The 12917-nt window shown below is 66.5% G+C and carries 11 protein-coding genes and 1 pseudogene; 7 read left to right on the forward strand and 5 right to left on the reverse strand.

All coding sequences use genetic code 11. The features are described from left to right. Positions 1-85: 85 nt before the first annotated feature. Positions 86-1333, reverse strand: a complete 1248-nt coding sequence (locus JWQ81_RS24450; RefSeq protein WP_297544922.1) for an HNH endonuclease signature motif containing protein — start codon at positions 1331-1333, stop codon at positions 86-88. A 406-nt stretch (positions 1334-1739) separates the two neighbouring features. Here JWQ81_RS24450 and JWQ81_RS24455 point away from each other — a divergent pair. Further along, positions 1740-1916 (forward strand): annotated as a pseudogene (locus JWQ81_RS24455) (IS1380 family transposase); the annotation flags it as partial. 298 nt (positions 1917-2214) lie between these two features. Here the strand turns inward: JWQ81_RS24455 and JWQ81_RS24460 are convergent. From JWQ81_RS24460 to JWQ81_RS24475, 4 genes are all read right to left on the reverse strand, one after another. Next, entirely contained in the window at positions 2215-3096 is an 882-nt protein-coding gene (locus tag JWQ81_RS24460) for an aldehyde dehydrogenase family protein (protein ID WP_297544924.1), read from the reverse strand. Further along, entirely contained in the window at positions 3089-4522 is a 1434-nt protein-coding gene (locus JWQ81_RS24465) for an aldehyde dehydrogenase family protein (protein WP_297544926.1), read from the reverse strand. The genes JWQ81_RS24460 and JWQ81_RS24465 overlap by 8 nt, the downstream gene beginning before the upstream one ends. Further along, positions 4522-5496 carry a deoxyribose-phosphate aldolase gene (gene deoC, locus JWQ81_RS24470; RefSeq protein ID WP_297544928.1) on the reverse strand — a complete coding sequence of 325 codons (975 nt, stop codon included), beginning with the start codon at positions 5494-5496 and terminating at the stop codon, positions 4522-4524. Before deoC ends, JWQ81_RS24465 begins: the two co-directional genes overlap by 1 nt. Before the next feature lie 128 nt (positions 5497-5624). Further along, positions 5625-6248 carry a DUF1707 domain-containing protein gene (locus JWQ81_RS24475; protein WP_297545053.1) on the reverse strand — a complete coding sequence of 208 codons (624 nt, stop codon included), beginning with the start codon at positions 6246-6248 and terminating at the stop codon, positions 5625-5627. 126 nt (positions 6249-6374) lie between these two features. Between JWQ81_RS24475 and JWQ81_RS24480 the strand changes: the two genes are divergently transcribed. The 6 genes from JWQ81_RS24480 to JWQ81_RS24505 all read left to right on the forward strand — a co-directional run bounded on the left by JWQ81_RS24480 (position 6375) and on the right by JWQ81_RS24505 (position 12910). Next, a complete protein-coding gene (locus JWQ81_RS24480) occupies positions 6375-7844 on the forward strand; it encodes an SDR family oxidoreductase (RefSeq protein WP_297544930.1) in 1470 nt (489 codons plus the stop codon). A gap of 83 nt (positions 7845-7927) precedes the next feature. Then, a complete protein-coding gene (gene upp / locus JWQ81_RS24485; protein WP_297544932.1) occupies positions 7928-8551 on the forward strand; it encodes a uracil phosphoribosyltransferase in 624 nt (207 codons plus the stop codon). A 208-nt stretch (positions 8552-8759) separates the two neighbouring features. Next, entirely contained in the window at positions 8760-9161 is a 402-nt protein-coding gene (locus JWQ81_RS24490; protein ID WP_297544934.1) for a MerR family transcriptional regulator, read from the forward strand. Then, positions 9158-10138 carry an aldo/keto reductase gene (locus tag JWQ81_RS24495; protein ID WP_297544936.1) on the forward strand — a complete coding sequence of 327 codons (981 nt, stop codon included), beginning with the start codon at positions 9158-9160 and terminating at the stop codon, positions 10136-10138. The genes JWQ81_RS24490 and JWQ81_RS24495 overlap by 4 nt, the downstream gene beginning before the upstream one ends. A 25-nt stretch (positions 10139-10163) precedes the next feature. Further along, positions 10164-11165 carry an aldo/keto reductase gene (locus JWQ81_RS24500; RefSeq protein WP_297544938.1) on the forward strand — a complete coding sequence of 334 codons (1002 nt, stop codon included), beginning with the start codon at positions 10164-10166 and terminating at the stop codon, positions 11163-11165. Between the two features lie 179 nt (positions 11166-11344). Continuing rightward, on the forward strand, positions 11345-12910 hold the full coding sequence (locus tag JWQ81_RS24505; RefSeq protein ID WP_297544940.1) for an NAD(P)-binding domain-containing protein: 1566 nt from the start codon (positions 11345-11347) through the stop codon (positions 12908-12910). Positions 12911-12917: the final 7 nt, after the last annotated feature.

The raw sequence follows: 12917 nt of genomic DNA on the forward strand, positions 1-12917 counted from the left end.
GGGGAATGCAGTCAGGGCTCGTCAGTGTCGCGGCCGGGTGATCCGGTCGCGGCACTCACGAGCCCTGGAGTGGGTCGGTATTCTGTTACAGGTGAACGGTGTTGCGCCTGGGTCTTCGAAGCGGATCGAGATAAGCGGGCGGGATGAAGTCCGGTCTCCCGTCACCACCCATCCGCACCTCCCAACCACCACAATGAATTAATCGGTGGTGCCGTTCACATAGGAGGGTCAAGTTGTCCAGGTCGGTTGGCCCGCCGAGGATCCAAAACACGATATGGTGACCCTCGGTGTGTTTAGCGTGCTTGTTGCAACCGGGAAACGCGCAACCGCGGTCTCTCATGACGAGTCGTCGCCGTTGCCCGGTGGTGATAATTCTCTTGGAGCGCCCCAAATCCATCTGCTCGCTCTCGGTCCCGAGAACAGCGGGGATCACCTTGCAGTCACACGCCAACATCCGCGCTTCCGCGGCCGTGATCACACCGCCATAGTCGAGCATCGCCGTCCCGATCCCGGACTTCAGCGTCTCGTAGTCCACGGTAATCGCCACATGGACACGGTCACCACCGTGAGTCGGGATCTCGTCGACGGTCATCGCGAGACGGACCAGGTCGACCAGCGCGTCGGCGTGACGTTCCCAGTGACTGCGGGGGTCGCGGCCTCCCTCTTTCGTCGAGTGCGGCTTCGCCAACGGATCCAACGCCGCCCGCAACTGCGCGTAGGCCACGTTGTCCAACTTGCCTTTCAGTGTCGCGGAGCCGTCGCGGTGCTCCTGGAACGACAACTCCCGCTCCGGTCTCTCCGGTGGGTCCTTCGGCTCCGGCCCGTCCGGGTCGAGGGTGTCCAGGATCCGGTCACCGGCTTTCTTCACCTCGACCGGGGACGCGTTAACGGCGAGGTTGACCAGGATTTTCTCCGCGGCCACCCGGTCTTCGTCCGACACCGTCGCGGGCATGGCCGTCATCGTCTTCACGATCACGTCCACATGCGCGGGTGTGAGGGCACCGGCCAGTGCCGCGAGACCGGTCAGGGGCGCGACTGCGGGGATCTCTGTCCCGTCGATGGTGTACAAGGAGTTGGTGCCGCGGGCACGGACCACGATCTGGCGTGCCGCGGGCTCGGCCATCCCCGTCGTATGCATCAGCCACTGCACCGCAGAGTTGTACTGATGAGTCGCCTTGATGCCATCAGTCTCGGTCTTGGTGACCACCAGACCCAGCAGCGCGGTGTACCGGTTCATTTCCCGGGTGATGACCCGCGCGTACTCGACCAGCGTCGCCGGATCGGCACGCCGGATATCGGCGGGATTGGGGAGGGTGATCGGTACGCTGGGCACTCCTTTATTCTACTACGGATCGAACGTACATTCGGAACACGTTCAGGTGATACCTACTATCGCGGAACGTAATCACCGAATATTCGGAAAGGCTGCCACCGCAACAAAGTACGCCCGTTCGCCTCCTGCACCTGCTCGCCGCGTCACTCACGCATACACCAGACAAACGAGCGCAGTCGCGTACCGTGATTGCCGAAGTGCGAACGGCGTTATCCGTGCTTTCACCGCAAGGAAAGTTCCCCTCGCCGCTCACGAAAACGCAGCCACCAACACAAAGAGACAGGCTCAAGATTCACTGCTACGGACTCCCAGTCCGCCCCGGTCCTTGCTGTAGTAGACCGGACCTGAAAGCGAAACCGCCCTAGCGCCGTCAGCCGGCGAGGGTGCGAGCAGAATCCTCCCGCCCAACTCCGCGCTCGCGCACTTCCCCTCCGGCCGCTTCGCCGCCAAGGCCGCCTGGCTCACCCTCGCCGCTCTCACCTACAACCTGCTCCGCGCTGCCGGGCACCTCGCCTCCGCCTTCCACGCCCGCGCAAAAACCCCCACCATCCGCCGCCATCTCATCGAGATCCCCGGCCGCATCGAGCACCTCACACCCGACACCGTCGAACTACACCTGGCCCAGCACTGGCACCAGGCAACGGCCTACCTCAGCCTGGTCACCGCCATCGCACAACCACCCCAGTGAACCAACCCCCTGCCCTAACGACCGGAGAACCTGACGTGGACATGCTGGACCAGCCAGCGTGATCCAGCACGCCCACACCCACCACCAAGATCAACAAACCCGGCCAAGATCACCACCAAAACCTACCGGTGAGTTCAGGTAAGGCGCACTGCGAGGGCCGTCGTGTCGTGGCCTTGAGGGGTCTTTCGCCGCGCTACATCCCTAGCGGATGCCAGACGGTTTTCGCTTCGAGGTAGCGGCGTAGGCGGGACATGTCCGGGCGGGCGGTCCAATCGGGTTCCTCGGCAGGCACGGTGAGGACGCGCTTGACGGTGTTCGCCGCTTCCCGCGCGAGTTCAGTGCGGGCGTCGACGTCGGCGCCGGTCGGGTCCAGCGCGTTGACGTCACCGTGCGAAGCGAGCCAGACGCCGAGTTCCGAAGCCTGCCCGGTGAGGATGTTGGCCACCCCGCCCGGCAGATCGGACGTCGCGAGCACTTCGGACAGCGTGATCGCGGGAAGCGGCCGGTTCGCGCTGCTGACGACAACGGCCGTGCAGCCGGTGGCCAGCACCGGCGCGAGGCAGCTCACCAGGCCGAGCAGTGAGGACTTCTGCGGCGCGAGGATGCCGACGACGCCGGTCGGTTCCGGGACGGTGAAAGAGAAGTACGGCCCCGACACCGGGTTCGCCGCGCCGAGGACGGTCGCGATCTTGTCCGTCCAGCCGGCGTACCAGACCCAGCGGTCGATCGCCGCGTCCACAAGGGACTCAGTCTTCTTGTCCGTCAAACCCTCCGACGCCGAAACCTCGGCGATGAACTGCTCGCGCCGTCCTTCCAGCATCTCCGCCACGCGATACAGCACCTGCCCGCGGTTGTACGCCGTCGCCGACGACCAGCCACCGAAAGCCTTGCGTGCGGCGACAACCGAGTCCCGGACGTCCTTGCGCGACGCGTGGGCGGCGTTCGCGAGGAACTTTCCCTTGCTGTCGTTGACCGGGTACACCCGGCCGGACTCCGAGCGCGGGAACTTGCCGGCGATGTAGAGCTTGTACGTCTTTGCTACCGAGATACGCTCAGACTGCTTTGGATTAGACACTGAGGTAAGCCTCCAGCCCGGTGCGGCCGCCTTCGCGACCGAAGCCCGATTCCTGGTAACCGCCGAACGGCGCGGCGGGATCGAAGCGGTTGAACGTGTTGGCCCAGACGACGCCGGCCCGCAGCTGGTTCGCCATCCACAGGATGCGCGAGCCCTTCTCGGTCCAGATTCCGGCGGACAGCCCATACGGCGTGTTGTTCGCCTTGGCCACCGCCTCCTCGGGCGTGCGGAAGGTCAGCACCGAAAGCACCGGCCCGAAAATCTCCTCGCGGGCGATCTTCATCGACTGCTGGACCTCGGAGAACACGGTCGGCGCGAAGAAGAAACCCTTGTCCGGCAAGGCACACGGGCTCGTCCAGCGCTGCGCGCCTTCGCTGTCGCCCGAAGCGACCAGGCCCTTGATCTTCGACAGCTGCTCGGCGGAGTTGATCGCGCCGATGTCGGTGTTCTTGTCGAGCGGATCGCCGAGCCGCAACGTCGAAACGCGCGCCCGCAGCTTTTCCATCACCTCGTCCGCAATGGACTCCTGCACGAGCAGGCGTGACCCAGCGCAGCAAACGTGACCCTGGTTGAAGAAGATCCCGTTGACGATGCCTTCGATGGCCTGGTCCAGCGGCGCGTCCTCGAACACGATGTTCGCCGCTTTGCCGCCCAGTTCCAGCGTCAGCCGTTTTGGCGTCCCGGCGACCTGACGCTGGATGAGCTTGCCGACGTCGGTCGACCCGGTGAACGCGATCTTGTTGATGTCAGCGTGGTTGACCAGTTCGGAGCCGACATCGCCGGCACCCGGCAGGATGTTGACCACGCCCGGCGGAAGTTCCGCTTGCTGGCAGATCTCGGCGAAGACCAGCGCGGTGAGCGGCGTGGTCTCAGCGGGCTTGAGCACCACGGTGTTGCCGGTGGCGAGCGCCGGCGCGATCTTCCATGCCAGCATCAACAGCGGGAAGTTCCACGGGATGATCTGGCCGGCGACGCCCAGCGGCTTCGGATCCGGGCCGTAGCCCGCGTAGTCCAGCTTGTCCGCCCAGCCCGCGTGGTAGAAGAAGTGCGCGGCGGCCGTCGGCACGTCGGAATCGCGGGATTCCTTGATGGGCTTGCCGTTGTCGAGGCTTTCCAGCACAGCCAGCTCGCGCGAGCGCTCCTGGATCAGGCGCGCGATGCGGAACAGGTACTTGGCGCGCTCGGCGCCGCCCATCGTGCTCCACGTCTTGTCGTATGCCTTGCGCGCGGCCTTGACCGCAGTGTCCACATCGGACGCCGACGCTGTGCCGACCTCGGCGAGGACCTCTTCGGTGGCCGGGTTGATCGTCTTGAGCGGCTCACCCGAGCCGTCGACGAACTCGCCGTTGATGAACGGCCGGTAGACCGGCTTGAGATTCGCGATGGCCCGGGATTCGGGCGCGGGCGCGTAGTCGAAAACAGGCATCAGTCCACCGTGACGTAGTCGGGGCCGCTGTAGTGGCCGTCGGCCTGGGTGCGGCGTTGCTGCAGCAGGTCGTTGAGCAGGCTGGACGCGCCGAAACGGAACAGGTGCGGGGTGAGCCACGCCTCGCCGGCGACCTCGTGCACCGCGACCAGGTACTTGATGGCGTCCTTGGTGGTCCGGATCCCGCCCGCGGGCTTGACTCCGCGCAGCTCACCGGTCGTGTCGTGCCAGTCGCGCACGGCCTGCAGCATCACGTGTGTGACGGGCAGCGTCGCGGCGGGGGACACCTTGCCCGTCGATGTCTTGATGAAGTCCCCACCGGCCAGCAGTGCGAGCCAGGACGCGCGGCGCACGTTGTCGTACGTCGCGAGCTCGCCGGTTTCGAGGATGACCTTGAGGTGGGTGTCCCCGCAGGCGGCCTTGATGGCCTGGATCTCCTCGAACACCTGCCCGTAGCGGCCTTCGAGGAACGCGCCGCGGTCGATCACCATGTCGACCTCGGTCGCGCCGGCGTCGATGGCCAGCTTGACGTCGGCGAGCTTGATCTCGCGGCTCGTGCGGCCGGACGGGAAGCCCGTCGCGACGCTGGCAATGCCGATGGACGCCCCGGCGAGCGCCTCGACCGCGATCGGCACCATGTCCGGATACACGCACACGGCCGCGACGTGCGGAGTGTCCGGGTTATCGGGATCGGGCCGCTTGGCCTTCGCCGCGAGCGAGCGGACCTTGCCGTGGGTGTCGGCGCCCTCGAGCGTGGTCAGGTCGACCATCGAGATGGCGGTGTCGATCGCCCAGAGCTTGGCGGCCTTCTTGATGCTGCGCGTGGCTAGTCCGGCCGCCCGCTGCTCGACGCCGACCTGGTCGACGCCGGGCAGGCCCTGCAGGAACCGCCGCAGGCTCGCCTCGTCGCGAGTCGCGTCCGCCAGCGGCGACGGGGTGGCCGTCGCCGGTGACGGGCTGGTGGTAGCTGTCATGGGTACGAGACTAGTTGGCGGGCGAAGCCCCGCCATCACCGCAACTCGCCGTCGAGTTGCGGTCTCTTAGAAACTAAGAGACCCCACAAAAGCGCAAAAGTGCGAAGTTGGTGATCGAAACCCGAGGCTCAGCTTTCGAGTTGCCCTTTCGCGGGATTGCGCGCCTTGCGGACGACGTTGACGCCGCCCCAGAAGGCCAGTCCGGTGATGCGCACGGTCGGTGCGGTGGCGGGTGCCGGTGGCGCGCCGCTCTTGTCCTCCTGCACGAAGGCGCCCATGAAGCCGAAACCGGTGACTTCGACGTTGATGTCGTCGGGAACGATGATTTCGATCCCGCCCATGATCGCGATCGCGGTGATCGTCGACTGCTTCTCGGCGAACCGCGCATAGCGGAGGTCGATCTCGGCGCCGCCCCAGAAGGCCAGCGTGTTGTGCTGCGGAGGCAGGACCCAGCTGCCCTTTCGTACCGCGCCGGACATGATGCCGATCGAGGTCATCGAGCCGGGGTGGCCGCCGATGCGGTCGTCCGGCAGCCCCAGCGCCCTGGTCTGCGAGGGCGCCAACGCGGCGCTCGACGGCCCGCCTTCGGGGACCGGGAGGTCCGCGGTGACCGGTTTGAGCTCGCCGAGGGTCTTCGCGGCATACACCGTGGTCAGCCGCTCTTCAAGCTCGTCCATCGTGATCCGGCCCTCCGACAGCGCGCGGTGCAGGATCTGCGCCACCTGCTCGCGGTCGACGTCGGACGCCCGCATCTGGTCACGGCCGAGTGGCGCGGGCTGGGATTCGGGCTGGTCTGTCACGGACGGCATCTTAGTGGTCGGAGGCCTGGTCCGTGAGCGAAATGAACCGCCGAACAGCGACGACCTAAAATGGGTGAAATGACGATGAGCACGGCCTCCCAGACGGAGTCAGCTGGTATCGACCCCGCTGAGCTCGACGTCTGCCTGCGGGTCCTCGCGCAGATCGACGAGCTGCCCACCGAACACCCCGACGCGGTGCGTGTGCGGCGTGCGACGGCGAAGATCTTCAAGTCCGTCAAGCTCCGCCGGCGCGCGAACCGGCGTGACGCCGTGGTGACGGCCGACCGCGAGGTCACCGAGGCGACCGCGACGGGTTCGCCGCAGCGCATCGACGATGAGACCCAGGGCATCCCGCTGGTGTCGAACGTCGAGGGCGCGTCGGCGGGCACCCTGATCCAGGCGCGTGCCTGCTACATCTGCAAGAACCGATATCACCAGGTCGACGCGTTCTACCACCAGCTGTGCCCGGACTGCGCCGCGCTGAACCACGGACGTCGTGAGGCGCGCACCGACCTCACCGGACGTCGTGCGCTGCTCACCGGCGGACGCGCGAAGATCGGTATGTACATCGCGTTGCGGCTGCTGCGCGACGGCGCGCACACCACCATCACGACCCGCTTCCCGAACGATGCGATGCGCCGGTTCGCCTCGATGCCGGACAGCGCGGACTGGCTGGACCGGCTGCGGATCGTCGGCATCGACCTGCGCGACCCGGCGCAGGTCGTCGGGCTCGCGGACTCGGTGAGCGCGCAGGGGCCGCTGGACATCCTGATCAACAACGCCGCGCAGACCGTCCGTCGTTCGCCGGGGTCGTACGCGCTGCTCGCCGAGGCCGAGTCGGCGCCGCTTCCCGCGGGCCCGCTGCCGGAGATGATCACGTTCGACCACATCAGCGACGCCCACCCGGCGGCGCTGACCAGCTCGCTGTCCGAGGACGTCCGGCCGCACTCGTCCAACGCCGAGGCGATGACGGCGCTGGCGTTGACCGCGAAGTCCGCGTCACCCGACCGCATCGCGGCGTCGACGGCCATCGACGCCGGTGGGCTCGTGCCCGACCTGCACCACACGAACAGCTGGGTCCAGCGTGTCGACGAGGTCGACGCGACGGAGTTGCTCGAGGTGCAGCTCTGCAATATGACCGCGCCGTTCATCCTGGTCAGCAGGCTGCGCCCGGCGATGGCCGCGTCGAGCGCGCGGCGGAAGTACATCGTCAACGTGTCCGCGATGGAAGGGCAGTTCGGGCGCGGATACAAGGGGCCGGGGCACCCGCACACGAACATGGCCAAGGCCGCGCTGAACATGCTGACGCGCACCAGCGCGCAGGAAATGCTGGAAACCGACGGCATCCTGATGACCAGCGTCGACACCGGCTGGATCACCGACGAACGCCCGCATCCGACGAAGATGCGCCTGGCAGACGAGGGCTTCCACGCCCCGCTCGACCTCGTCGACGGCGCCGCGCGCGTCTACGACCCGATCGTCCGCGGCGAGCTCGGCGAAGACATCTACGGCTGCTTCATGAAGGACTACGCCCCCGCCGCCTGGTAGGGACTAGTGAGTGTTCCGGCCGGTTAGAACCGGTCTTGCCACTCACGAGCCATACCGCGGCTGCTACCGCTAACGTGTCGCGCATGGACGTGCACGTCGTTGACCATCCGCTGGCCAAGGCCAGGCTTTCGACCATGCGCGACGCGCGCACGGACAGTGCGGCCTTCCGCGCCGCACTGCACGAACTGACCGTCATGCTCGTCTACGAAGCCACGCGCGACCTGCCGGTGATCACCGAGCGTATCCACACGCCGGTTGCGCGCACTGAGGGTTACGTCCTGGCCAGCCCGCCGCTGCTGGTGCCCGTCCTGCGCGCTGGGCTCGGCATGGCCGACGAGGCACACAAGCTGATCCCGGACGCGCAGATGGGTTTCGTCGGCCTCGCGCGCGACGAGGAGACACTCCAGCCGATCCCGTACCTCGAATCGCTGCCCGAATCGCTCGCCGGCCGGCCGGTGTTCGTCCTGGACCCGATGCTGGCCACGGGCGGTTCGATGGAGTACACGATCCGCCTGCTGACCGACCGCGGCGCCACCGACGTCACCGCCATCTGCGCACTGGCCGCGCCCGAAGGCCTTGCCCACCTGGAGAAGACCGGCCTCCCGCTCCGCGTCGTCACCGCCAGCATCGACGAGCGCCTCAACGACTCGGGCTACATCGTGCCCGGCCTCGGCGACGCCGGCGACCGCCAGTACGGCCCTCGCTAGCCCTAGCGGTGGGCGGAGAGGAAGCCGAGGATCGCACCGCCGTCGGACCCGGAGGACTTCGACGTGCCGACGTGGCCAGGTGACAAGTTCGAGCCGGTCGCGGACCACTTCAAGGACGCCGTCAACTTCTACGAGGTCAGCCGGGACGTCCAGCGGATGGACCGCAGGATTTGACCTGGAGTGCACTCCAGGTCGTAGGGTCGAATCCATGAGCTACTCGATCGCGGAAGCGGCGCGACGCAGCGGGCTGTCGATCGACACCCTTCGCTACTACGAGCGCATCAGCCTGGTGGATCCACCCGCCAGGGACGCCGGCGGCCGCCGTGCCTACTCGGACGCGGACCTGACCTGGCTCGAATTCCTCACCAAACTGCGCACCACCGGTATGCCGATCAAGAGCATGCGCGAGTACGCCTCGTTGCGACGTCACGGCAACGCGAGCAGCGGCCGGCGCCGCGCCATCCTGGTCGAGCAGCGCCGGGCAGTCGCCGAGCGGATCGCCGAACTCCAGTCGTGTATGGCAATCCTCGACTACAAGATCACCAACTACGAGCAGATCGAACGCAACTTGATCGGCACGAACCCGAGTGTGGAGGAAATTTCAGCGTGAACACCACCCGCAAGCTGGGCGAATTGGAAGTCAGTGCACAGGGCCTCGGCTGCATGGGGATGAGCCAGGCCTACGGCGTGCGCGACAACGACGAAGAGTCGATCGCGACCGTCCACCGCGCCCTCGAAATCGGCGTCACCCTGCTGGACACCGCGAACGTCTACGGTTCGGGCAGCAACGAGGAGCTCGTCGGCCGGGCGATCGCGGGCAAGCGCGACCAGGTGACCCTGGCGACGAAGTTCGGCATCGTGTGGACCGACAGTGGAATGGACGCTCGTGGCGACGCCGCGTACGTCAAGCAGTGCTGCGACGAGTCGTTGAGCAGGCTGGGCGTCGATCACATCGACCTCTACTACCAGCACCGCGTCGACCCGAACACGCCCGTCGAGGAGACCTGGGGTGCGCTGGCCGAACTCGCCGAGGCCGGAAAGATCCGGTACGCGGGCATTTCCGAAGCCAGCGCGGCGTCCATCCGCCGTGCGCACGCCGTATTCCCGGTGACCGCGCTGCAGAGCGAGTGGTCGCTGTGGACGCGCGGTATCGAGGACGAGGTCCTGCCGACCGTCCGCGAACTCGGGATCGGAGTGGTGCCGTTTTCCCCGCTGGGACGCGGTTTCCTGACCGGCAGCGTCACCTCGGCCGACGACCTGCCCGCCGACGACATGCGCCGCAACCTGCCGCGGTTCGCCGACGGGAACCTGGAGAAGAACTTCGCGATCGTCGCCGCACTGCGCGCGCTGGCGGAGGAAAAGGGCGTCACCGCGGGACAGCTGGCGCTGGCTTGGGTACAGCACCAGGGCGACGACGTCGTGGCGATCCCGGGTACCAAGCGGCGCAAGTACCTTGAGGAGAACTGGGCGTCCGTCGGGATTGAACTGTCCAAAGAGGACATCGCGAAGATCGAAGAGGTAGCGTCGGCCGACAAGGTCGCGGGTGGTCGTTACCCGGAGCACCTCGCTCGCGCCGCCGGTAAGTAGACATTCCAAGAGGAAGAAGAAGCTGGTGAGCGAGTCAACGCTGCCCAAGCGCAAGCTGGGTGAGCTGGAGGTAAGCGCGCAGGGCCTCGGTTGCATGGGGATGAGCGAGTTCTACGGGCAGGTCGACGACGTCGAGTCGACAGCCACGATCCACCGGGCGCTCGAACTCGGTGTCACGCTCCTGGACACAGCGGACATGTACGGCTTCGGGACCAACGAGGAGCTTGTCGGCCGCGCGATCGCCGACCGCCGCGACCAGGTTGTCCTCGCGACCAAGTTCGGGTTCGTCCGCGACCCCGAAAACCCGGGTGCGCGGGGCGTGCGGGGTGACGCCGAGTTCGTCGCGCAGCAGGCGGAGAGCTCACTCCGCAGGCTCGGTCTCGACCACATCGACCTGTACTACCAGCACCGGGTCGATCTGAACACCCCGATCGAAGAGACCGTCGAGGCGATGGCCGCGCTGGTCAAGGCCGGTAAGGTGCGTTACCTCGGGCTGTCCGAAGCGGGCCCCGAAACGATCCGCCGAGCGCACGCCGTGCACCCGATCACGGCCGTCCAGACCGAATGGAGCCTGTGGTCGCGGGACATCGAGGACGAGGTCGTACCGACCTGCCGGGAGCTGGGGATCGGCATCGTGCCGTATTCACCGCTCGGGCGCGGGTTCCTGACCGGCCGGTTCCAGTCCAAAGAGGACTTCCAGGAAGGCGACTTCCGCCAGAGCACCCAGCCGCGGATGTCGGGTGACAACCTGGACCGCAATCTCGAGATCGTCGAGGCGCTCCGGATGGTCGCCACGGCCAAGGGTGTGACGGCCGGTCAGCTCGCGCTGGCGTGGGTGCAGAGCCGCGGCGCGGACGTCGTGCCGATCCCGGGCACCAAGCGTCGCAAGTACCTCGAGGAGAACGTCGCCGCGGGTGCGCTGACGCTGTCCACCGACGACATCGCGGCCATCGAAAAGGCGGTCCCGATCGACGCCATCGCCGGTGCGCGGTACCCCGAAGCGGGCTTGAAGCTGCTTTCGAAGTAGGACTCGTGAGCGTTCCGGCCGGTAACTGTGCCCTGCGGGACACCCGCACCCGGGCGGGCCGGAACGCTCACGACCCCATGGTGACTTTCCGTAGTCTCTCGGCCGCTCTGAGGAATTCCTGAGATTCGCCCGGCAGGCTGACGGCGCTCATCCGAGTGCTGCCGGACGCGGAGGTCATCTTGTCGGAAAACGCCCCTGAAAACGTGCTGGACTACCTGGTCATCGGGGCCGGACCGGCCGGGCTGCAACTGGGGTACTTCCTGGACCGAGCCGGGCACGACTACCTCCTGCTCGAGGCCGGCTCGGCGCCGGGCACCTTCTTCGAGACCTTCCCGCGCCACCGCACGCTGATCTCGGTCAACAAGGTCCACACCGGCTGGGACGACCCGGAGCTCAACCTCCGGATGGACTGGAACTCGCTGCTGTCGGACGACCCCGACCTGCTCTTCACCCGGTATACCGACAAGTTCCTGCCGGACGCCCCGGTGCTGGTGCGCTACCTCGCCGACTTCACCGCCAAGCACGCGCTGAAGGTCCGCTACAACACCCGCGTCGAGCGCATCAGCCGCGAAGACGTCTTCGTTGTCACTGACAGCGATGGTGGTCAATATCGTGCGCGGCAGCTCGTCGTCGCCACCGGCGTGACCAAGCCCAACACGCCGGACGTCCCCGGCATCGAGCTCGCCACCGACTACGCCGACGTCTCCGTCGACCCTGCCGACTTCACGAACCAGCGAGTTCTGGTGGTGGGCAAGGGGAACTCGGCGTTCGAGACCGCGGACAACCTGATCGCGTCGGCCGCCGTCGTCCACGTCGGCGGCCCGAGCTCGCTGCGGCTGGCGTGGAAGACGCACTTCGTCGGCCACCTGCGTGCGCCGAACAACAACATCCTCGACACCTACCAGCTGAAACTTCAGCACGCGATCCTCGACGGCGCGATCAAGAAGATCGAGCGTGACGAACAGGGCTACGTCGTCACGTACAGCTTCTCCCGTGCGAACGAGGTCATCAAGAAGCTGCGGTACGACCACGTCATCCTGTGTACCGGGTTCCGTTTCGACGCCTCGATCTTCGACGAGTCCTGCCGCCCGGAACTGACGATCAACGACCGTTTCCCGGCGCAGACGTCTTCGTGGGAATCGGTGAACGTTCCCGGTCTTTACTTCGCCGGCACGATCACCCAGGTCCGCGACTTCAAGAAGTGCACCAGCGCGTTCATTCACGGTTTCCGTTACGGCGTCAAGGCACTACACAAGATGCTCGAGGAGCGCTACCACGGAAAAACCTGGCCGCACACCGAGGTCGCCCCCGACGTACGTGCGCTCACCGACTCCGTGATCACGCGCATCAACCGCACTTCGGCGCTCTACCAGCAGTTCGGTTTCCTCGCCGACTTGCTCGTCGTGGACGAGGAATCCGCGCGCTACTACGAAGAAGTTCCGGTCGGCTACTTCGCGGACAGCGACTTCTCCCAGGCCGAGAACGCCTTTGTCATCACGCTCGACTACGGCCCGGACCACGACAAGGTCGACCCGTTCGACATCACCGTCCGCCGCGCCAGCCAGGACGTCGCGAACGACACCGGTGAGGGGCACTACCTGCACCCGATCGTCCGGCACTACCAGCGCGGCGAACTCGTCGCGTCCCACCACATCACCGAGAACCTCGAAAACGAGTGGGACCGCGAAAACCACGTCGAACCGCTCGCGCAGTTCCTGCAGAAGCAACTTCCCCTCGGGGTCTGAGGAATCC

The organism is Amycolatopsis sp. (genome assembly GCF_025464955.1).
Lineage (GTDB): Bacteria > Actinomycetota > Actinomycetes > Mycobacteriales > Pseudonocardiaceae > Amycolatopsis.

Coding starts and splice junctions, on each gene's coding strand:
- JWQ81_RS24465 (WP_297544926.1), bottom strand. CDS start 4,522: ATGCCTGTTTTCGACTACGCGCCCGCGCCCGAATCCCGGGCCATCGCG.
- deoC (WP_297544928.1), bottom strand. CDS start 5,496: ATGACAGCTACCACCAGCCCGTCACCGGCGACGGCCACCCCGTCGCCG.
- JWQ81_RS24475 (WP_297545053.1), bottom strand. CDS start 6,248: ATGCGGGCGTCCGACGTCGACCGCGAGCAGGTGGCGCAGATCCTGCAC.
- JWQ81_RS24480 (WP_297544930.1), top strand. CDS start 6,375: ATGACGATGAGCACGGCCTCCCAGACGGAGTCAGCTGGTATCGACCCC.
- upp (WP_297544932.1), top strand. CDS start 7,928: ATGGACGTGCACGTCGTTGACCATCCGCTGGCCAAGGCCAGGCTTTCG.
- JWQ81_RS24490 (WP_297544934.1), top strand. CDS start 8,760: ATGAGCTACTCGATCGCGGAAGCGGCGCGACGCAGCGGGCTGTCGATC.